We start from the raw sequence: 19575 nt of genomic DNA, 5'->3' as shown, positions 1-19575 counted from the left end.
CTCCTCCCCCTGCCTGCAGGGGGAGGTTGGGAGGGGGTGCGCTCTTGTCGTGCACTTCAGTTCGTACTGCTGCTTTTGCTTGGAACAGCAGCACACGCCACCACACCGCAAACTCTCGACGACTTCAGCCATCCAACTGCGTGGCAGGCATCGGGTACTGACGACATCAGCGCATCGCTGCGCTCGATCGATAGGAAAAACGGCAAAGCGCTGTGTCTGGATTTCAATTTCAACGGTGTCTCCGGCGGCGCCACCTTGCGCCGCACCTTGCCGCTCACGTTTCCCGCCAATTACGCGTTGTCGTTCGATGTGCGCGGCACGATGCCGCCGAACGATCTGCAGCTGAAGCTGCTCGACGCCAGCGGCGACAACGTGTGGTGGTATCGGCGCGAGAACTACCAGCCCGGCGCCGACTGGCAGACGATCACCGCGCAGCGGCGCGATATCGAGTCGGCGTGGGGGCCGGCCAAGGATCGCACGCTGCGGAAAACCAGCGCGATCGAGTTCACGGTCTACGCCGGACAGGGCGGCAAGGGCACGTTATGCGTCAGCCATCTGCGGCTGACCCCATTGCCACCGGCACCCGCGGGCGAGCCGGCGGTTGCTGCTGTCACACCGAACGCACTGCTCCTGCAGCAGGCACAAAAGGCGCCGCGCGGCGTCTATCCGCGCGGCTTCTCCGGCGAGCAGAGCTACTGGACCCTGGTCGGTGTGGATGGCGACGCGAAACATTCGGCCCTGCTCTCCGAGGACGGTGCGGTGGAAGTGCGCAAGGGCGGCTGGTCGATCGAACCGATGTTGATCGACGGCCATCAGCTGATCGACTGGGCTACGGTGAAGACCACGCAAAGTCTGCTCGACGGCTATCTGCCGATGCCGACGGTGCACTGGCAGTCCGGCGAACTCGGACTGGACACCAGCGTGTTCGCCAGCGGCACACCGGCGCGCTCCGATCTGCTGCTGCAATACCGCCTGCGCAACGACGGCGCGCAAACGCGTTCGCTCACGTTGGCACTGCTGGTGCGCCCGTTCCAGGTCAATCCGCCCACGCAGTTTCTCAACACACCCGGTGGTATCAGTCCGATCCACGACCTCGCATGGGATGGGCGGTCGCTGCAGATCAACGGCGGGCTGCGTGTCGTGCCGCTACAACCACCTGCCGCCTTCGTCGCCGGCACCGATGCGGCTGGCGCATTGCCACAACGGCTGGCCCGCGGCGAGCAACCACGCGTCACTTCGCTGCACGACGACATCGGACATGCACAGAGCGCACTGCTGTATCGGCTGACTGTCCCGGCACATGCGAGCGTCACTGTGGGATTGGTGGTGCCCAGTGACGACCAGGCATTCCAGCCACCGCACGACGCAGCGACGTGGCTGCAACAACAGCGCGAGCAGGTCGCCGCCGCATGGCGCGAAAAGCTCAACCACGTGAGCCTGCAACTACCCGCGGCGCAGCAGGCACTCGCCGATACCGCACGCAGCGCGCAGGCGCAGATGCTGCTGTCGCGCGATGGCCACGCGCTGCAACCGGGCACGCGCTCGTACGCGCGCACCTGGATCCGCGACGGCGCGATGATGACCGAGGCCTTGCTGCGCAGCGGCCACGCCGATGTCGTCGGTGAGTTCGTGCACTGGTATGCGCCGCATCAGTTCCGTAGCGGCAAGGTGCCGTGCTGCGTCGACGCGCGCGGTGCGGATCCGGTGCCCGAAAACGACAGCCAGGGTGAGCTGATCTTTGCGATCGCCGAATGGTGGCGTTACAGCCACGACCGCGCCGGCCTGCAGCAACTGTGGCCGCAGGTCGAGCGCACGCTGGCCTATATGGACCAGCTGCGCGCCAGTGAACGCACGGCGACGCAGAAGACGAATGCGCTGTATGGCTTGATGCCGGCTTCGATCAGCCACGAGGGTTATTCGGCCAAGCCGATGCATTCGTACTGGGACGATTTCTGGTCGCTGGTCGGCTATGACGATGCGGTACAGCTGGCGACGGCGCTCGGTCATACGGATGAGGCCACACGCTACGCCGAATCGCGCGACCAGTTTCGCGCCGACCTGCACGCCTCGATCCTCGCCACCGTGCGGCAGCACGGCATCGACTTCATTCCCGGCGCCGCCGAACTGGGCGACTTCGATCCCACCTCCACCACCATCGCGCTATCGCCCGGCGACGCGCAGGACTGGCTGCCGCCGGCGCTGCTGCAGCAGACCTTCGAGCGTTACTGGCAGGGCTTCGTGGCGCGCGGCGGCGGCACCAAGACGTGGGATGACTACACGCCCTACGAATGGCGCAACGTGGCCGCGTTCGTGCGACTGGGCTGGCGCGAGCGCGTGCCGCAGCTGCTGAACTTCTTCATGGCCGACCGCCGCCCGGCGGCGTGGAATCAGTGGGCCGAAGTAGTCGGCCACGATCCGCGCAAGCCTCGTTTCGTCGGCGACATGCCACATGCGTGGATCGCCTCGGATTTCCTGCGCTCGCTCTATGACATGTTCGCCTACGAGCGCGGGCGTGATCATGCGCTGGTGCTGGCCGCCGGGATTCCTGCCGCTTGGCTGCAAGGGCAGGGTGTCGGCATCGAACGGTTGCGCACGCCTTATGGCGAACTCAGCTATACGTTGCGCGAACAGGATGGCTCACTTGAACTGCGCATCCCGGCCGGACTGAACGTGCCACCCGGTGGGCTGGTGCTGCCGTGGCCGTATGCCGGCATGCCATTGAGCTATACGTTACTCAACGGCTTGCCGGTGGCATGGCGGGATGGGGAGATCGCGATACACGCGTTGCCGGCTACGCTGCGGGTCGAGCCGCAGCTCTAAAACTTCCCAACGAGCACCTGCCCCTTACCTTCCCGCAAGGGGATTTCCTTCGGTCATCGCCCCTCTCCCCCGAGGGGAGAGGGGCGATGACAAGAAGCGGTTTTTTTATTTAGAACTTGCCAGCACGGAAGTCGGCGATCGCTTCGTGGATCTGCTCGGGCGTGTTCATCACGAACGGCCCGTAGCGCGCCACGCTTTCGTTCAACGGCTTGCCGGCAACGACCAGCAGACGGGATGGCTTGTCACCACCACGCAGCTGCAGTTGCTCGCCTTCGGACAACACGCCCAGCTCGCTGCGTTGCAGTGACTCGCCACCGACCAGCGCCGATTCGCCTTCGAACACATAGGCGAAGCCGTGATGTCCCGTCGGCAGATCCAGCGTCAACGTGGCGCCGGGCTGCAGGCTTACGTCCAAGTACACCGGTGCGGTGACGATGCCCTCGACTGGGCCGACGGCACCGGCCAGCTCGCCGGCAATCACCTTCACCTCGACGCCTTCCGCCGGATGCACCACCGGAATCCGTTCGGGGCCGATGTCCTGGTAGCGCGGCGCGGTCATCTTGTCCTTCGCCGGCAGGTTCACCCACAGCTGGAAGCCCCACATCAGGCCGTTTTCCTGCTGCGGCATTTCCGAATGCAGGATGCCGCGGCCGGCGGTCATCCACTGCACGCTGCCGGGGGTGAGGTCGCCGCGGTTGCCGTGGTTGTCGCCGTGCTGCATGTGCCCGGCCAGCATGTAGGTGACCGTTTCGAAGCCGCGATGCGGATGCTCGGGGAAACCGGCGATGTAGTCGCCAGCATCATCGGAACGGAATTCGTCCAGCAGCAGGAACGGATCGAGCATGTCCAGCGCCGGCTGGCCGATGACGCGCTTCAATTTCACGCCAGCGCCGTCGGAGGTGTCGGTGCCGCGGATGCGGCGGGTGATGTGGCGATCGCTCATGGCTTGCTCCGGTAAAGGATGATGCCCGCCAAGATGGCCCCCTTGCCGCGCTTATCCAAGCACCGGCACAGGAACGGATCGTTTCATTCCGGCAACGCCGGGTCGACGATCAATGCACCCAGTGGCCGCTGCGCTGGCGCGGCGGCGCGTTGTCATCGTCATCCTTGTCCGGGCGCTGCTGCAGCACCATCGTTTCCACTTCCGCCTCGGTGGCGGGCTTGGCCTGCCAGTACTGATTGACCGCGCCGAGCACGGCCGGCACCTGCGCCAGGCATTCGTCGTACTCCTCCTCGCTGAGCTTCTCGAACTCGGTATCGGCGCTGAGGATACCTTCGTCCACCGCCAAGGCCATCACCGGGCCGAGCAGTTCCATCAGTTGTGGATCCTCGGACAGGCGGTTCTCCCACAGCGCCGCGCGCAGGTCGATGCCGCGGCTGAAACCTTCGCACCAGCCAGCAGCCGACAGCATCGGGCCGGTTTCCAGTTCGACTTCGCCGAGGATCGGTTCGTAGGCCTCGACATCGAGTTCGGCGCTGATCGAATCGTTGAGCTTGGCCAGCAGCGCCAGCACGCGATTGCCTTCCTCCTCATCGGCGAACGGCTCGTGCAGCACCTCGTGCAGCCATTCGTCAGGCAGCACCAGCAGCGGGCCGACCGCCAGCGCGCTGAGCAGGCCATGCACGCCGTCGAGCAGCAGGTCGCCTTCGCCGGTATGCGCGCGCAAGTAGCGATCCAGTTCATCCAGTTCGTTGTCGTCCAGCGAGCTGGGCCATTCGGTTTTTGCGGTCATATATCCAGTTCCAGCGTCACCGGCGTGTGGTCGGAGGGACGCTCCCAGCGCCGTGGTTCGCGGTCGATCGCCGCCGCCGTGGCGGCGGATTTCAGTGCCTCGCCGATCAGGATCAGATCGATGCGCAGGCCCATGTTGCGACGGAACGCAGCCTGCCGGTAGTCCCACCAGCTGTAATGTTCAGCGCCCGCTTCGAACAGTCGGAAGCTGTCGTGCAGGCCGAGGTCGGTGATCGCCTTGAGTCCGGCGCGTTCCGGCGGCGAGCACAGGATGTCTTCGCCCCAGGCGACCGGATCGTAGACGTCGCGGTCGTCCGGGCAGATGTTGAAATCGCCCAGCACCACCAGGTTGGGATGACGCTCCAGCTCGTGCGCCAGAAACTCGCGCACCTTGGCCAGCCAGTCCAGTTTGTAGGCGTATTTCTCGTCGCCGACGGCCTTGCCGTTGACCACATACAGATCCACCACACGCAGCTTGCCGATGCTGGCGGCCAGAATCCGCCGCTGTGGGTCATCCAGTCCGGGGATATCGGTGACGATATCGGTGGGCTGCTCGCGAGCCAGGATCGCCACGCCGTTGTAGGTCTTCTGGCCTGAGTACACCGCGCGATAGCCGGCCGCGGCCAGTTCGTCGACCGGAAACTTGGCGTCTTCCAGCTTGGTTTCCTGCAGCGCCACGATGTCCGGCTGCGCGTCGGCCAGCCACTGGGTCAGGTGCGGCAGGCGCACGTTCAGCGAGTTGACGTTCCACGAGGCAATCTTCATCGCGGCATTGTAAGGGAAGCGCCTGAGCGGGTTACCGAAAACGGGGAATCATCGCGCCTCGTAGCAACCGGACCGACAGCTCCGATGCCAGCCGAAACGGCGCTGCAACGCGGCTCACCCTGGCGAAAAACCGGATTTTGACGCCAGCGGCGGCCCGATATACATGAATTTATGCGGAAAACCCACCGAAACCTTGCATTCCGATGTATGCTGGGGAAGCAAGAGTCAGAGGCAACTCAGATTTCCTGCTCCTATTGCGGTCAAGTGCACTACGCTCCGAGCCGCAAACCATCCATGCTTCAAAGGTATAGTTACATGTCGGATCGTCAGAGCGGTACAGTCAAGTGGTTCAACGACGCCAAAGGTTTTGGCTTCATCACCCCGGAAAGCGGTGACGACCTGTTCGTGCATTTCCGCGCGATCCAGGGCACGGGCTTCAAGTCCCTGCAGGAAGGCCAGCGCGTCACGTTCGTCGTCACCAAGGGCCAGAAGGGCCTGCAGGCTGAGGAAGTCCAGGTTGCCTAATTCCCTCGGGAATTGAGCGATCTTGACCCTGAAAAACTCGTCATACCGCGCCGTCGGATCGAACGGCGCGACACGACCGATATCGCCTCAAGCCAGGCCGTGACTGCGCAGCAGCGCCTCCGGCTGCGGCTTCCGGCCGCGGAACGCGATGAAGCTTTCCAGCGCCGGGCGGCTGGCACCGACGGCGAGGAACTCACGGCGGAAGCGCTCGCCGGTAGCGCGATCAATCACGCTGCCATGTTCGCCGGCGTGCTCCTCGAACTCGCCGAACGCATCGGCGCTAAGCAACTCGGCCCACAGGTAACTGTAGTAACCGGCCGCATAACCACCGGCAAAGACGTGGCTGAAGCCGTGCGGAAACCGCTGCCACGCCGGCGGATGCAGCACCGCGACCTGTTTACGCACATTCTCAAGCACAGCCAGCGTATGGGCGCCCTGCGCAGGGTCGTAGTCGAGATGCAGCAGGAAATCGAACAGCGCGAATTCCAGCTGACGCACCAGGAACAGGCCGGCATGGAAGTGGCGTGCGGCGAGCATGCGCTCGAACAGCTCGTCCGGCAGCCGCTCGCCGGTTTCGTAGTGACGGGCAAACAAATCCAGCGCCTGGCGATTCCAGCCGAAGTTCTCCATGAACTGGCTGGGCAGTTCCACCGCGTCCCATTCGACGCCATCGATGCCGCCGATCGAGGGCAGCGCGATTTCGGTGAGCAGGTGATGCAGACCGTGGCCGAACTCATGAAACAGGGTCAGCACATCGTCGTGGGTGAGCAAGGCAGGTTTGCCTTCGGTCGGTGGCGCGAAGTTGCAGGTGAGGAAGGCCACCGGCAATTGCAGATTTTCACCATCGTCGAAACGGGCGCGGCAGACGTCCATCCACGCGCCGCCGCGCTTGCCGTTGCGCGCATACAGGTCGACATAGGCGCCGGCGAACACGCGACCATCCGCATCACGCACATCGTAGTAGCGCACGTCCGGATGCCATACGTCGACGCCGTCACGTGGGGCCAGCGTGATGCCGTACAGCTTTTCGGTGAGCCCGAACAGGCCGTCGATCACCGCCGGCAGCGGGAAGTACGGCTTCAACTGTTCCTCGTCCAGCGCGTATTGCCGCTGGCGCAGCTTTTCCGAGGCGTAACCAACGTCCCACGATTCCAGGTTGTCGAGCTTCAGTTCGGTGTGGGCAAATTCACGCAGTGCGGCCAGCTCCTGTTGCGCCACCGGTTTCGCGCGCGTGGCCAGGTCATGCAGGAATTCCATCACCTCGGTCGGCGACGACGCCATCTTGGTCGCCAGCGATTCCTCCGCTGCGTTGGCGAAGCCGAGCAGCTGCGCAGCCTCGTGACGCAGCGCCATGATCTTCTCGATGCGCGCGCTGTTGTCGAACTTGCCGGCGTTCGGGCCCTGGTCGGAAGCGCGGGTCTGGTACGCCCAGTACACCCGCTCGCGCAGGCCGCGGTTGTCGGCATAGCTGAGCACGGCCTGCACGCTGGGCTGTTTCAGGGTCACCAGATAGCCGTCCAGATCCTGATCCTCGGCGTACTGGCGCAGCACCGCGCGGCCGGATTCGGGGATGCCGGCAAGATCGCGCTCGTCGCTGATGTGCTCGTGCCACGCCTCGCTGGCATCGAGCACGGCATTGGAGAATTCGGTGGAGAGTTTCGACAGCTCCACCCCGATCTCGCGGAAGCGCGAACGTGCCGGCTCTTCCAGCGCCACGCCGGAAAGCCTGAAGTCACGTAGCGCATGTTCGACCAGTGCACGTTCCGCACGCGGCAGCGTGGCGAAATCCGGTGCATCGGCCAGCGCCTGCACCGCGGCATAGAGATCACGGTTCTGACCCAGCTCGATCGCATGATCGGTGAGCTTTTCCTCGGCTGGTCCGTAGACCTTGCGCAATGCCTCGCTGTCGGCCACCGAATGCAGATGGGAAACCGGCGCCCAGGCACGCGCGAGCCGCTGTTCCAGCCGTTCCTGGGTCAGCATCACGGTCGTAAAGTCGCGCGGCGCGTCGGGCGCGATGAGCGCGTCGATGCCGGCGCGGTAGTCGACCAGGATCGCCTCGATAGCCGGCTCGATATGCTCGGGGCGGATCTGCGTGAACGCGGGCAGCTTATCGTCGGCCAGCAATGGGTTGTCGTAGGTCATGAGAGCTCCTTGAGGCCGCCAGCGTGGCAACGGCAACCGCCGAAATCAAGCACGCCGTGCGAGCCGGCCGGCACCCCGGATTCCGCATGGTCACGCCGTTCTGTCATGGATCGCACCGTAACCTTGCTGCCATGTCGCCACCGGATGTCACCGAACTGCTTGCGCACAGCGCCATGTTTGCGCAACTGGATGCAGCCGCGCGTGAAGCGCTGGCCCGCGAGCTGGTGTGGCTGGCGCTGCCCGGCGGGCGGCCATTGTTCAAATCCGGCGAAGCGGCCGATGCGCTGTATCTGCTGAAAAGCGGCAGCCTCGGCGTGTTCGACGACGGGCTGCCGGAAGATGCGGCCGAACTGGTCCAGCTGATTGCCGCCGGCGAATGCGTGGGGGCGACCAGCCTGCTCGGCGGCGAACGGCGTACCCGCACCGTGCGCGCATTGCGCGATTCCGAATTGCTGCGACTCGATCGCGGCGCCTTCGAAACCCTCCTCGGACGCTACCCGCACGCAATGCTCGGCGTGGCACGGGTAACGATCGAGCGGCTGCAGCAACGCGACCCGGATGCCTGCCGGCCCGGTTTGCCGCGCACGTTCGCCATCCTGCCGGTGGATCAGGCGGTGCCGGCCCGCGTGCTGGCCATGCAGCTGGGGCAGGCGCTGGAAGCCTATGGCCGTTGCGCCGTGATCGATGGCGAGCTGGGTACCGGCCGCAGCAGCGATTGGTTCGCCGAGCGCGAGGCCCAGCTGCGCTTCGTGATCTATCTGGATGCGAGCGGCGACCCGTTGTGGCGACAGCGCTGCCTGCGCCAGGCCGACGTGCTGCTGTTGCCGGCGCTGGCCGCACAACCGGCACGGCCGTGGCCGGAAGCCGCGCTGCTGGATCCGCAGCGCACCGGCCATCGCGCGCGCCACCTGGTGCTGTTGCATGCCGGCCACCAGGTCAGCCTCGGTTCGGCGCAACGCTGGCGTGCCTCGTTCAACGGTGAGCTGCGGCACCATCACATCTGCAACGACAGCGACATCGTGCGGCTGGCGCGACGGGTCAGCGGCCATGGCCGCGGTGTCGTGCTGGCCGGCGGCGGCGCCCGCGGGCTGGCGCACCTCGGCATGCTGCGGGCACTCCACGAAGCGGGCCATGTGTTCGATGCGGTCGGCGGTACCAGCATCGGCGCGATCATCGGCGCCGGCATGGCCTGCGGCTGGGAACTCGACGCAATGACGGAAACCTTCCGGCGCGCCTTCGTGCAGGGCCGCCCGCTATCGGACTGGACGCTGCCACTGGTGGCGATGACGCGCGGCCGGCGCGCTTCGCTGATGCTGCGGCGCACCTTCGGCGCACTCGAGATCGAGGATTTGCCGCTGCCGTATTTCTGCGTCTCCACCCAGCTGTCCGGCGGTGGCATGGCGGTGCATCGACGCGGTCCGCTGTGGCTGTGGCTGCGCGCATCCAGCGCGATTCCCGGCGTCTTGCCGCCGGTGCTGCACCAGGGTCGAGTGCATGTCGACGGTGCACTGGTCGACAACCTGCCGACCGACGTGATGGCCGCCGACGGTATCGCCCACATCACTGCGCTGGATATCCGTGCCGACATCGCGCTGCTTACCACCGCCGAGGAATCGGCCACGCCGCCGTTGTGGCGCCTGCTGCTGCAGCGCCGGCAGGATATTCGCCGGCCGGGCCTGGTCTCGACCCTGGTGCGCGCCGGCATGGTCAACGGTGAAGCGGCCAGCGAACAGCGCCGCGCACGCGCCGACTTGCTGATCACGCCGCCGCTCGAGCACATCGGCATGCTCGACTGGAAAGACTGGCAGCGTGCCATCGATGCCGGTTACCGGCACACGATCGAACTGCTCGAAGCCCGCGCGCGCAAGCAGTTACCATGCGCGGATGAATCCTCTGCGCAGCTACAAGGGCATCACGCCGACCCTCGGTGAACGCGTCTACGTCGACCCGGCCGCCAGCGTGATCGGCGACGTGGTGCTCGGCGACGATGTCTCGATCTGGCCCGGCACGGTGCTGCGCGGCGATGTGAACTACATCCGCGTCGGCGCCCGCACCAGTATCCAGGACGGCAGCATCGTGCACGTCGCCCACGCCGGCCCGTACGGTCCGGGCTTTCCGTGCCTGATCGGCGAGGGTGTCACCATCGGCCACGCCGCGGTGGTGCACGCCTGCACCATCGGCGACTACTGCCTGATCGGCATGCACGCCAGCGTGCTCGACGGTGCGGTGGTGCAGAAGTACGGTTTCGTCGGCGCCGGCGCGCTGATCCCACCGGGCAAGGTGGTCGGCGAGCGCGAGCTGTGGCTGGGCAACCCGGCGAAATTCGTGCGCCTGCTCAGCGACCGCCAGATCGAACAGCTGCATTACTCCGCCGATCACTACGTGCGCTTGAAGGACGAGTACCTGGCCTCCGCCTGATGACTCGCCGCGTCCTGTTCCTGTGCAGCCGCAACCGCCTGCGCAGCCCCACTGCCGAGCAGTTGTTCGGTACTTGGCCGGAGCTGGAGGTGGACTCCGCCGGACTGGCTGACGATGCCGAAGTGGTGCTAACGAATGAACAGCTGGAGTGGGCCGACCTCATCGTGGTGATGGAGGCCAGCCACCGGCGACGCCTGCAGACGCGCCACCGCAGTCGACTCAAAGGCAAGCAGGTGGTCTGCCTGGACATTCCCGACCGCTATGACTTCATGCAGCCGGAACTGGTGGCGTTGCTGCTGAAAAAGGCCGGACCGCTGCTGCGTTGACGCTCGATGCCGCGTTACATCCGTGTCGCACTTCCGGCGCTGGCCTGCTTGCGTTCCGCTTCCGCCTCGTGCTGCTTTGTCACCATATTGCGCGCCGCCGAGAGTTTGCCGCCGAGCAGGGCCAGCGTGAAGTTGTTGCTGTCGAACTCGCGCAGCAGATCGATCTCACGACGTGCCTCTTCCAGATCGTACTGATTGATGGTGTGTTCGATCTCCACCGCGGCGCGCGGAAAGGATTCGCGCAACGCCTCCTGCGCAGCCGGATTCTTCGGCTCCAGCTGCAGCACGCTGAGGTAGAACTCGTAGGCGTTGCTGCCCGCGGGCGCCACTAGGCGACCATCGTGCATCGCGTCGCGGGCCAGCCCGAGCAGGATGCCGGTGCCGCTTTGCGCATCGTCCGCTGGCGCATCAGCCGCCGCCGCAGTCGGCGACCCGGCGGGGCCGTAGGAGGCATTCGCCATGGCGCGGCTGTACCAGAAGATGCCGCCGGCCGCGGTCAGTACCAGTACGGCAATAAGAGCAAGTGCGTATCGCTGCGATACGCTGAAATGGAAACGGGGCATGACACCTGCTGCGTGAACGATGGCCGCGCGCAGGAGGGTCCGTCATCGACGTGCTCCCGGCGGATTCCGCCACGTTAGCCGGCTTGTGTTGCAGCCTTGTGGCTGTACGGCATCAACGCGATGCCGTCGCCTGTTCCAGCTGGGTCAACCACGCCAGTGCATGCGCGCGGTCGGTGCCGCACATCACCGGCTCGGCACGCAGGTTGCTGCATACCGCCGGGCGCTCGGGCCGGCCGAAGATCGCGCAGCGGTTGTCGTCGGTCAGCTGGATGCAGCGCACACCGGCGGGCTTGCCATCCGGCATGCCGGGGATCGGCGAGGAGATCGACGGCGCGATGCAGCAGGCGCCGCAACCGGCGCGGCAGGCCAGCATACTCAAGTCGCCGACCGCAGCAGCTGGTACACCGGCTCGGTGTCCGGTCGCTGGCCGTGCCACAGCTCGAACGCATCGGCAGCCGTCTCCACCAGCATACCTAGCCCGTCGAACGCATAGCGTGCGCCGGCGGTTTTCGCCCAGGCCAGGAAACTGGCGGCCGCCGCGCCGTAGGACAGGTCGTAGCACAGCGCGCGCGCGCCGAGCAGCGAGAACGGCAGTTGCAGCGACACGCCGAGCAGGCCGGCCGAAGTCGCGTTGACGATCAGGTCGTAGCTGCCGATGCTGGCCAGGTCTTCCCAGTAACGCGTATGCGCGCGTGCCGGTTCGCCGATCGCATCGGCCAGCGCGTCGGCCGCTTCCGGCGAGCGGTTGACGATGGTCAGCGTCTCCACGCCGGCATCCAGCAGGTTCCACGCCACGCCGTGTGCGGCACCGCCGGCGCCGAGCAACAGCGCGGTGTGGCCGCGCAGATCCATGTCGTGACGCTCGGTCAGGTCGCGCACCATGCCGGCGCCGTCGGTGTTGTGCGCGGCCAATCGGCCATCGGGCAATCGCGTCAGCACATTCGCGCTGCCGGCGCGGCTGGCCGCTTCGCTGCGCGTATCCGCCAGCGCAAACGCGGCGGCCTTGTGCGGCACGGTGACGTTCGCACCGTGACCATCTTCGGCGAAGAAGCGCCGTACCGCCGCGGCGAAATCGGCCGGCGTCGCGTCGATCGTGCGGTAGTCGAGCGAGATGCCGAACTGCTGCGCGAACGCGCGGTGGATCTGCGGCGACAGGCTGTGGCCGATCGGATGGCCAAACACGGCGAACTGGGCGGGTTGCATGCGGATTCCCTGCAGGATGACTGGCGCCGCGACGGGCGTGCTCGCAGACATTCTACTAGCCGCCGGCATCGCAACCTTCACCGGTCCAGGCACGGGTCGCACGTTGTGAGATGGACGCATCGCAGGCTGTCCCCGTCATCCATCCAACGGGCACCGCACATGCGTCCATCATCCTTGCCGTCTGCACACCATCAACGCCTGCTCGGTGCCGCCATGCTGTGGCTGCTGAGTGGCGGTGCGTTGCTGCTGACTACCTTGGTTCCACTGCATACCGAGCTGCTCGGCTGGACGCCGGCGTTCTGGCTGCTCGGCGCACCACTGGTCGTGTTGCTGGTGCTGGAGCCGGCACTGCCGCGTCAGTTTCTGGCGTTGTGTCGGCCGCGCCGGCACACCCTTCACGCGGCGGTATGGCATTGAGCTTGGGGCGAAGAGCGACCCCACCCCAACCCTCCCCTGCAAGCAGGAGAGGGAGCAAAACGGTCAGCCGGTAATGCCCTGCCGCTTGCGCTCCATCCGACGCAGGAACTCCTGCATGATCTGCAGGTACAGGGCATCGCCGAGATGGGCGTCTTCGACGCCGGCGTCGATCGACGGGTTGTCGTTGACCTCGATCACCACCGGCTTGTTGCCGACCTGTTTCAGGTCGACACCATAGAGTCCGTCGCCGATCGGCTGGGTCGCCTTCAGCGCCAGCTTGACCACTTCGGCCGGCGCATCCTTCACCGCGATCGTCTCGAAGCCGCCGGATTTCGCGGTGCCCTTGGCGCCGTGGTTGTAGATCTGCCAGTGGCCGCGCGACATGTAGTACTTGCACGCGTACAGCGGCTCGCGATTGAGCACGCCGATGCGCCAGTCGAAATCCGTGGGGACGAACTCCTGCGCCAGCAGCAGGGCGCTGTGCTGGAACAGACCGCTGGCCGCCTGTTCCAGTGCCTGTTCGCTTTCCACCTTGACCACGCCGCGCGAGAACGAGCCGTCGGGAATCTTCAGCACCAGCGGAAAGCCGAGCTTGGCGACGACTTCCTTCATGCCCTTGCTGTCATCCCGATAGAGGATCTCGGTACGCGGCACCGCCAGCTTGCGCGACACCATCAAGTCGTTGAGGAAGATCTTGTTGGTGCAGCGCAGGATCGAGGTCGGGTCGTCGATCACCACCATGCCTTCCTTCTCCGCGCGATGCGAGAAGCGGTAGGTGTGGTTGTCGCTGGCGGTGGTCTCGCGGATGAACAGGCCGTCGTATTCGGCGAGGCGTTGGTAGTCGTTCTTGCCGATCGGATCGACCTCGATGCCGAGCTCCTTGCCGGCCGCGATGAACGCCTTCAGCGCCTTCTTGTTCGATGGCGGCATCTGCTCGGCCGGATCGACCAGCATCGCGATGTCGTAGCGATACAGCTTGCGCGCGCGCGGCTTGCGCCACAGCTTCTTGGAGAAGCGGTCGAGCTCTTCGGCGAATGCGTCTTCCTGCGCATCGTCCAGCGTCTGCAGGCCGACCGGCTTGATCGAGCTGACCTGCCACACGCGGTCGCGCTCGAACTCGATGCGCAGCAGCGGACAGGGGAACGATTCGAACACCTGCCGCGCCAAGTCCTGCAGCGCCGGGTAAGCGGTCTCGCCGAAGTAGACCAGGATGCCGAAGTCGGTGGTATCGCGGCCGCCGGCAGGAAGAAAATTCGTCAGCTTGGTGTTGAGGTCTTCGATGTCCACGCCGTACAGCGAGCGCCGACGCAGGTCGTTCACCGTGCGCACCGACGGCATCACCTTGTGCCCGCGCGCCTCGGCCAGCAGCGACACGTAGTAACCAGTGCCCAGGTACTTGTAGCTGCGGCACAGGTTGATCACGTGGGTGCGTTCGTCGTCGCCACCGACCGGCTCGCGCAGATAATCCATCGCGCTCATCACGTCGACGGACGGGTAGTACGAACTCCAGTCGGAGGCTTTTTCGACAACGATGACCAGACGGGTCATGACACCACTCAGACGATGCGGCTATGGCGGGATGCCCTGCGGCGAGCGCGGCCGGACACACAAGTCGCGCAGTTTGGCACAGGGCCTGTCCTGCACAAGGCCTGCCTTAGATAAGGGTGAGGCGCTGAAGCCTGAATAAACAGCATCGACACGGATCGAACCCTGCCAGAAAACACGGGTGTCGCATGGCGCCGGCTGCTAGAGTCCGCGCGTGCTGATTACCCCTGCCCATCTGCTGCACGACCCTCGTCGGAAGGAACCCGAAAGCATGCACCCACTGCCTGCCAGCGCCAGCGTGCGCGTGCGTCGCGCCGAGTTGTCCGACCTGGATGATCTGGTGACACTGGAAGAGAGCAGCTTCGACACCGACCGGCTCAGCCGCGCGCAATACCGCCGCCATCTGGACAGCGATTCCGCGCTGGTGCTGGTGGCCAGCGCCAATCACCGCAACTTCCTCGGCACGGCGGTGGTGTTCTTTCGCAAGGGCAGCCGTGTGGCGCGACTGTATTCGATCGCCAGCAAGCCGGAGACGCGCGGCAAGGGTGTCGGTGCCGCGCTGCTGGACGCCGTCGAAGCGGCCGCCCGTCAGCGCCGCTGCCATGCGGTGCGGCTGGAAGTGCGCGATGACAACGCCGGCGCGGTGCGCCTGTACGAACGCCATGGTTATCGGCATATCGGCCATTACCCGCATTACTACCAGGACGGCACCCATGCCTGGCGCTACGAGAAATCGCTGGACTGAAGCCGCCCGCGTGCTGCAGCACGCCGCGCGATGGATGCTACCGGGCTTATAATGTCGCCGCGATTCAGGGGAGCGTGGGGGTCGTGGTACCGCGCAAACGGTGAACGAACCGTCCTGCCTTGTGAGCTTCCCGATGTCCTTCCGTACCCTGTCTCTTGCAACCGCACTGACCTTGGCACTGGCCGCTTGTGCGACCAGTCGCGGCCTGCATCCCGACGGCCAGCTGATGGATGCGAACACTCTCGCCACCAAGCACAGCCTCGCCGATGTGCAACTCACGCCGGCCGCGTGGCCGGCGCAGGACTGGTGGACCGCGCTCGGTGATCCGCAACTGTCGGCCTTGATCAGCGAAGCGCTGCAGAACAATCCCGGACTGGCGGCCGCCGATGCACTGGCGAAACAGGCACAGGCGCAAGTGCAGGGCGCCAATGCGGCGCGCGGCCCGCAGCTGAACCTGGACGCCGCCGTACCCGGCGCCCGGTTGTCGAGCAAGGATTACAGCTATCCGGTGGAGGACCTGGGCACGTTCGCCTGGGCCAAGTCGGCGACGCTCGATTTTTCCTGGGGGCTGGATCTGTGGGGCGGCAAGCGCGCCGCATGGGAGGCCGCGCTGGGTCGCAGCCGTGCCGCCGAGATCGATGCGCATGCGGCACGCATCCAGCTGTCGGTGAACGTGGCGCGCGCGTATATCCAGCTCGGCTATGCGTTTGCCCAGCAGGACGTCGCCGACGCCGAACTGCAGCGCACCGGCAAGGTGCTCGAACTGGCGCATCGCTACCTGGCCGCCGGACTGGGCACGCCACAACAACTGCATCAGGCCGATTTCGCGGTGGCCAGCGCGCAGCAGCAGAAGGCCCAGGTCGAACGCGCCATCGATGCCGTGCGCAGCAGCCTGTCCGTGCTGCTCGGCCAGGGTCCCGACCGCGGCTTGCAGATTGCACGGCCGCGCGTATTGAAGCCGGCCGATCTCGCGCTGCCGGACAACCTGCCGGTGGAGCTGCTCGGCCGTCGCGCCGATCTGGTCGCCGCACGCTGGCGCGTCGAGGCGGCTGGCAAGGAGATCAAGGCGGCCAAGACCGAATTCCTGCCGAACATCAGCATCAGCGCGATGGCCGGCCTGGTAGCGGTGGGCGACAGTAGCAAGCTGTTCGAGCTGTCCTCGCGCACCTACGGCATCACCCCCGCGCTGAGCCTGCCGATCTTCGACGGCGGTCGACGCCGGGCGAATCTGGCGGCGACCGACGCCGGCTATGACCTCTCGGTGTCGCAATACAACGCGACCCTGATCCGCGCCGTCAATGAAGTCGCCGACGAATACTCCGCGCTCAAGTCGATGCGCACCCAGCTCACCGCCGAACGGCGAGCGCAACAGGACGCGCAGCAGGCCTGGAACGACGCAATGAAACTCTACAAGGGTGGCCTGGGCAGCTCGCTGGAAACGCTGGTCGCCCGCCAGCAACTGTTGGCCGCCGAGCAACGCATGGCTGCCTTGAACAGCCAGCAAATGGATCTTTCGGTCCAACTGATCCAGGCGCTCGGCGGTGGTTACGACGCAGGAACTCCGGCAGCGCTGCCAGCCGCTGATACCAACGCTGTCAAAACGAGTTCGGTCCAGAGCCCGTCAGATCGTTGAACGACCGCTGTCGCGCTGGTGGACCAAAGTTGATGCACTTGAGCGCCTGGTCGATCCGCCGCGGCGCGGCGGCAGCCAGTGCAAGACTTGCGGTTTGTCTGCTTAACCGCCGAGTGGTGAACCGATCCGCCGCGCGGTGGCTTCGTCCGGTCGCGCCACCAACGCACCGGTGCGCATCAGGCTGACGCTGTAATGGCCCTGGTCGACCAGCGGCAGGAAGGCGCCGCTGCCGTAGACGGTGTCGACCTCGGGTAGCCATCGCGGATATTGCTTGCTGAGAGCGAGCAGATCGAAGGCGCCGGCTTCGCCGAAGCTGATCACGGTGCGCGGTGCGCTGGCTTCCTCGGCCGCATCATCGTAGCGGCCGGACAGACGATCGAGCCGGTACAGCGGCGGCACGCCGGCCAGCAACGCAGGCAGTTTCCACTTCAGCACCACCGCCTCGATGCGCCAGTCGTCGCCGGACAACTGCACTTGTCGCGTGCTGCCGTCGGGCCAGCTGAGGGTGAGCGCCCAACGCTGCGGCGACAGGATGCGTGCGTCGATGTCGACCACCGGCGCTTCCTCGCCGAGCAGCCGATAGCCGCGCAGTGCGGCGCCGGTACCGGCCAGCAGCAAGGTCAGTGCGAAGAAGGCCACGCACAGCAGCGCTCGCCAGCTGGCCGCCAGGTGACGGCGATCGTGCAGGTGGCGGCGCAGCACCACCAGCTGCACCAGCGTGATCAGCGCAAAGATCAGCGCCAGCACCAGCAGCACGGTCATCGGCATGCGCAACAGCGTGCTCCAGTCCATCACGAATTCCTCATCGCATCGGCGTGCGATTTGTGCACGCATCATAACGGGCGATACCCGGATGCTGCGGCCGATGCAGCGGGCATCGCTATACTGCGGTCGTCCCAAGGAACCCTCGCCATGCGCCGATCCCTCCTGCTGCTACCGCTCTGTCTCGTTGTCGCCCTGCTTGCCGGTTGCGGCAACAAGGGTCCGTTGACGATGCCGCCGACCAAGCCCGCTGCGACATCGGCTCCGGCGAAACCGGCCGTGCCGGCCACTGCGGCCACGGTCGATACGCCGACCAACGGCCAGAACTGAACGCGATCTCGCCATGCAGCTGCGCTTCTCGAAAATGCACGGTATCGGCAATGACTTCGTCGTGCTGGATTGCCGACGCGACGGCTTTGCGCTGGACGCAACGCAGATCCGTGCGCTGGGCGACCGGCGTACTGGCGTGGGCTTCGACCAGCTGCTGAGCGTGGAGCCGGCTCGCGATCCGTCCTGCGCTTTCTACTACGGCATCTGGAACCGCGACGGCTCACTGTCTGGCCAATGCGGCAATGGCGTGCGCTGCGTGGCCGCATGGCTGCATCGTGCCGGTGCACTGGCACTCGGCGACCAAGTCCTGCTCGAGAGTCCCTCCGGACCGGTGACGGTGTGCCTGCTCGCCACCAATGAGGTCGCGGTGGACATGGGCGAGCCAGTGTTCGAACCGGCGCGGATTCCGTTCGTGGCCGAAGCCGCGGCGGACCGCTACGAGATCCGCGCGGGTGACGACATGCTGCAGATCGGCGCGGTGTCGATGGGCAATCCGCATGCCGTGGTGGTGCTGAACGATCCGGACGACCCGGCACAAATGCAGCTAGGCCCGCTGCTGTCCACGCACGAACGCTTTGCACAAGGCGCCAACACCGGCTTCGTGCAACAACTCGATCGCGGCCATCTGCGCCTGCGTGTGTACGAACGTGGCGCTGGCTGGACGCGCGCTTGCGGCACCGGTGCCTGCGCCGCGATGGCGGTACTGCATCAACGCGGCGAAGTCGATGACCGCGTCCAGGTGGAACTGCCCGGCGGCACGCTGCGGATCGACTGGACCGGCCCCGGTCACCCGCTATGGATGACCGGCCCGGCCGCCTTCGCGTTCGAGGGCGAATGGACGGTTCCGGCGCCTAAAGCCTGACGCGGCGGTTGAAGCGCGCCCGCGTCCATCGCACACTCCAGCCAGACGGCGCGCTCTTTCCGCACGCCCCGTAACGGTTCGAGGACAGCTCCGCATGACCGCAACCCTGCTCGACGACGCCACCCAGGCCCGCGTGGTCGCCGCCTATCTGAAGCGCCATCCGGAATTCCTCAGCGAATATCCCGATCTCGCCGCGAAGCTGACGATGCCGCGCGAACAGGGCGCGGTGTCGTCGCTGGCGGTGTATCAGCTGCAGAGCCTGCGCGACAAGAATGCCGAGCTTGAACGCCGGCTGGCCGAGCTGATCGAGATCGCCGCCGAGAACGAGAAACTGATGGAGCGCGTGCATTCGCTCACCGTGGCGCTGCTGCGCGCGAACACGATGGAAGTGACCGCGCGCAGCGTGGTCGCCAAGCTCAGCGCGGATTTCCACACCGAGCAGGTGCGCCTGCTGCTGTTTGGCGATGAGCCGCAACTGCCGCGTGCCGAATGGCTGCAACAGATTCCGGGAGGTGCTGCCGCGCTGCCGGAGTTTGCCGAATTCCTGCAGCACAACGAACCGGTCTCCGGGCGCCTGTCCAGCGAAAAGCTCACCCGGCTGTTCGGTCCCGATGCCGGGCAGATCCGTTCGGTGGCGATGATGCGGCTCGGCGATTCCGGCATCCTGGCGATCGGCAGCCACGACCCGGATCGTTTCCAGCCGGGCATGGGTACGCTGTTCCTGAAGATGATCTCGGCCACCATCACCGCCGCGTTGGCGCGTTCGCGGGATATCTCCTGAGCC

The 19575-nt window shown here is 65.8% G+C and carries 20 protein-coding genes; 11 read left to right on the top strand and 9 right to left on the bottom strand.

What is annotated here, in order from left to right; all coding sequences use genetic code 11:
- The first annotated feature begins 36 nt into the window (after positions 1-36).
- Positions 37-2820 carry a discoidin domain-containing protein gene (locus tag IE071_RS13275; protein WP_229792900.1) on the top strand — a complete coding sequence of 928 codons (2784 nt, stop codon included), beginning with the start codon at positions 37-39 and terminating at the stop codon, positions 2818-2820.
- Positions 2821-2929: 109 nt separating this feature from the next.
- Here IE071_RS13275 and IE071_RS13270 read toward each other — a convergent pair whose 3' ends face one another.
- The 3 genes from IE071_RS13270 to xth all read right to left on the bottom strand — a co-directional run bounded on the left by IE071_RS13270 (position 2930) and on the right by xth (position 5317).
- Positions 2930-3763, bottom strand: a complete 834-nt coding sequence (locus IE071_RS13270; RefSeq protein ID WP_189441696.1) for a pirin family protein — start codon at positions 3761-3763, stop codon at positions 2930-2932.
- A gap of 109 nt (positions 3764-3872) precedes the next feature.
- Positions 3873-4553, bottom strand: coding sequence for a YecA/YgfB family protein (locus tag IE071_RS13265; RefSeq protein WP_189441695.1), 681 nt, complete (start codon positions 4551-4553; stop codon positions 3873-3875).
- Positions 4550-5317, bottom strand: coding sequence for an exodeoxyribonuclease III (gene xth, locus IE071_RS13260; protein ID WP_189441693.1), 768 nt, complete (start codon positions 5315-5317; stop codon positions 4550-4552). Before xth ends, IE071_RS13265 begins: the two co-directional genes overlap by 4 nt.
- Before the next feature lie 315 nt (positions 5318-5632).
- On the opposite strand from xth, the gene IE071_RS13255 reads away from it, so the two are divergent.
- A complete protein-coding gene (locus IE071_RS13255; RefSeq protein WP_007809889.1) occupies positions 5633-5842 on the top strand; it encodes a cold-shock protein in 210 nt (69 codons plus the stop codon).
- Between the two features lie 87 nt (positions 5843-5929).
- Here IE071_RS13255 and IE071_RS13250 read toward each other — a convergent pair whose 3' ends face one another.
- Entirely contained in the window at positions 5930-7987 is a 2058-nt protein-coding gene (locus IE071_RS13250) for a M3 family metallopeptidase (RefSeq protein ID WP_189441691.1), read from the bottom strand.
- A gap of 131 nt (positions 7988-8118) precedes the next feature.
- Between IE071_RS13250 and IE071_RS13245 the strand changes: the two genes are divergently transcribed.
- From IE071_RS13245 to IE071_RS13235, 3 genes are read left to right on the top strand one after another with little or no spacing between them, the layout of a single operon-like run.
- Entirely contained in the window at positions 8119-9918 is a 1800-nt protein-coding gene (locus IE071_RS13245; RefSeq protein ID WP_189441689.1) for a patatin-like phospholipase family protein, read from the top strand.
- Complete coding sequence (locus IE071_RS13240; RefSeq protein WP_189441687.1) at positions 9872-10405, top strand: gamma carbonic anhydrase family protein; 534 nt, start codon at positions 9872-9874, stop codon at positions 10403-10405. Before IE071_RS13245 ends, IE071_RS13240 begins: the two co-directional genes overlap by 47 nt.
- Positions 10405-10731, top strand: a complete 327-nt coding sequence (locus IE071_RS13235) for a low molecular weight protein tyrosine phosphatase family protein (RefSeq protein WP_189441685.1) — start codon at positions 10405-10407, stop codon at positions 10729-10731. Before IE071_RS13240 ends, IE071_RS13235 begins: the two co-directional genes overlap by 1 nt.
- A gap of 14 nt (positions 10732-10745) precedes the next feature.
- On the opposite strand, the gene IE071_RS13230 is transcribed toward IE071_RS13235, so the two are convergent.
- The 3 genes from IE071_RS13230 to aroE all read right to left on the bottom strand — a co-directional run bounded on the left by IE071_RS13230 (position 10746) and on the right by aroE (position 12497).
- A complete protein-coding gene (locus tag IE071_RS13230; RefSeq protein ID WP_189441683.1) occupies positions 10746-11294 on the bottom strand; it encodes an energy transducer TonB in 549 nt (182 codons plus the stop codon).
- A gap of 112 nt (positions 11295-11406) precedes the next feature.
- Positions 11407-11667, bottom strand: coding sequence for a YkgJ family cysteine cluster protein (locus IE071_RS13225; protein WP_189441681.1), 261 nt, complete (start codon positions 11665-11667; stop codon positions 11407-11409).
- Positions 11668-11669: 2 nt separating this feature from the next.
- Positions 11670-12497 carry a shikimate dehydrogenase gene (gene aroE, locus IE071_RS13220; RefSeq protein ID WP_189441679.1) on the bottom strand — a complete coding sequence of 276 codons (828 nt, stop codon included), beginning with the start codon at positions 12495-12497 and terminating at the stop codon, positions 11670-11672.
- Positions 12498-12656: 159 nt separating this feature from the next.
- Between aroE and IE071_RS13215 the strand changes: the two genes are divergently transcribed.
- Entirely contained in the window at positions 12657-12914 is a 258-nt protein-coding gene (locus tag IE071_RS13215; protein WP_189441677.1) for a hypothetical protein, read from the top strand.
- 63 nt (positions 12915-12977) lie between these two features.
- Here IE071_RS13215 and IE071_RS13210 read toward each other — a convergent pair whose 3' ends face one another.
- A complete protein-coding gene (locus IE071_RS13210; RefSeq protein ID WP_189441675.1) occupies positions 12978-14462 on the bottom strand; it encodes a RimK family protein in 1485 nt (494 codons plus the stop codon).
- Positions 14463-14730: 268 nt separating this feature from the next.
- On the opposite strand from IE071_RS13210, the gene IE071_RS13205 reads away from it, so the two are divergent.
- Positions 14731-15204: a GNAT family N-acetyltransferase gene (locus tag IE071_RS13205; protein ID WP_189441672.1), complete on the top strand. Its 474-nt coding sequence runs from the start codon at positions 14731-14733 to the stop codon at positions 15202-15204.
- Between the two features lie 133 nt (positions 15205-15337).
- Positions 15338-16837 (top strand): efflux transporter outer membrane subunit, encoded by a 1500-nt coding sequence (locus tag IE071_RS13200; protein WP_189441670.1) that lies wholly within the window; start codon positions 15338-15340, stop codon positions 16835-16837.
- A 102-nt stretch (positions 16838-16939) separates the two neighbouring features.
- Here the strand turns inward: IE071_RS13200 and IE071_RS13195 are convergent, their stop codons facing one another.
- Positions 16940-17629 carry a hypothetical protein gene (locus IE071_RS13195; protein WP_189441668.1) on the bottom strand — a complete coding sequence of 230 codons (690 nt, stop codon included), beginning with the start codon at positions 17627-17629 and terminating at the stop codon, positions 16940-16942.
- 120 nt (positions 17630-17749) lie between these two features.
- Between IE071_RS13195 and lptM the strand changes: the two genes are divergently transcribed.
- The 3 genes from lptM (at position 17750) to IE071_RS13180 (ending at position 19572) form a co-directional block, all read left to right on the top strand.
- On the top strand, positions 17750-17929 hold the full coding sequence (gene lptM / locus IE071_RS13190) for an LPS translocon maturation chaperone LptM (protein WP_189441666.1): 180 nt from the start codon (positions 17750-17752) through the stop codon (positions 17927-17929).
- 13 nt (positions 17930-17942) lie between these two features.
- Complete coding sequence (gene dapF, locus IE071_RS13185) at positions 17943-18791, top strand: diaminopimelate epimerase (protein WP_189441664.1); 849 nt, start codon at positions 17943-17945, stop codon at positions 18789-18791.
- A 94-nt stretch (positions 18792-18885) separates the two neighbouring features.
- Positions 18886-19572 carry a DUF484 family protein gene (locus tag IE071_RS13180; protein WP_189441663.1) on the top strand — a complete coding sequence of 229 codons (687 nt, stop codon included), beginning with the start codon at positions 18886-18888 and terminating at the stop codon, positions 19570-19572.
- Positions 19573-19575 lie beyond the last annotated feature (3 nt).

Source organism: Rhodanobacter panaciterrae, from assembly GCF_014651895.1.
GTDB lineage: Bacteria > Pseudomonadota > Gammaproteobacteria > Xanthomonadales > Rhodanobacteraceae > Rhodanobacter > Rhodanobacter panaciterrae.
This window is presented reverse-complemented; position numbering and strand designations above follow the sequence as displayed.

Coding starts and splice junctions, on each gene's coding strand:
- IE071_RS13270 (WP_189441696.1), bottom strand. CDS start 3,763: ATGAGCGATCGCCACATCACCCGCCGCATCCGCGGCACCGACACCTCC.
- IE071_RS13265 (WP_189441695.1), bottom strand. CDS start 4,553: ATGACCGCAAAAACCGAATGGCCCAGCTCGCTGGACGACAACGAACTG.
- xth (WP_189441693.1), bottom strand. CDS start 5,317: ATGAAGATTGCCTCGTGGAACGTCAACTCGCTGAACGTGCGCCTGCCG.
- IE071_RS13255 (WP_007809889.1), top strand. CDS start 5,633: ATGTCGGATCGTCAGAGCGGTACAGTCAAGTGGTTCAACGACGCCAAA.
- IE071_RS13250 (WP_189441691.1), bottom strand. CDS start 7,987: ATGACCTACGACAACCCATTGCTGGCCGACGATAAGCTGCCCGCGTTC.
- IE071_RS13245 (WP_189441689.1), top strand. CDS start 8,119: ATGTCGCCACCGGATGTCACCGAACTGCTTGCGCACAGCGCCATGTTT.
- IE071_RS13240 (WP_189441687.1), top strand. CDS start 9,872: ATGAATCCTCTGCGCAGCTACAAGGGCATCACGCCGACCCTCGGTGAA.
- IE071_RS13235 (WP_189441685.1), top strand. CDS start 10,405: ATGACTCGCCGCGTCCTGTTCCTGTGCAGCCGCAACCGCCTGCGCAGC.
- IE071_RS13230 (WP_189441683.1), bottom strand. CDS start 11,294: ATGCCCCGTTTCCATTTCAGCGTATCGCAGCGATACGCACTTGCTCTT.
- IE071_RS13225 (WP_189441681.1), bottom strand. CDS start 11,667: ATGCTGGCCTGCCGCGCCGGTTGCGGCGCCTGCTGCATCGCGCCGTCG.
- aroE (WP_189441679.1), bottom strand. CDS start 12,497: ATGCAACCCGCCCAGTTCGCCGTGTTTGGCCATCCGATCGGCCACAGC.
- IE071_RS13215 (WP_189441677.1), top strand. CDS start 12,657: ATGCGTCCATCATCCTTGCCGTCTGCACACCATCAACGCCTGCTCGGT.
- IE071_RS13210 (WP_189441675.1), bottom strand. CDS start 14,462: ATGACCCGTCTGGTCATCGTTGTCGAAAAAGCCTCCGACTGGAGTTCG.
- IE071_RS13205 (WP_189441672.1), top strand. CDS start 14,731: ATGCACCCACTGCCTGCCAGCGCCAGCGTGCGCGTGCGTCGCGCCGAG.
- IE071_RS13200 (WP_189441670.1), top strand. CDS start 15,338: ATGTCCTTCCGTACCCTGTCTCTTGCAACCGCACTGACCTTGGCACTG.
- IE071_RS13195 (WP_189441668.1), bottom strand. CDS start 17,629: ATGGACTGGAGCACGCTGTTGCGCATGCCGATGACCGTGCTGCTGGTG.
- lptM (WP_189441666.1), top strand. CDS start 17,750: ATGCGCCGATCCCTCCTGCTGCTACCGCTCTGTCTCGTTGTCGCCCTG.
- dapF (WP_189441664.1), top strand. CDS start 17,943: ATGCAGCTGCGCTTCTCGAAAATGCACGGTATCGGCAATGACTTCGTC.
- IE071_RS13180 (WP_189441663.1), top strand. CDS start 18,886: ATGACCGCAACCCTGCTCGACGACGCCACCCAGGCCCGCGTGGTCGCC.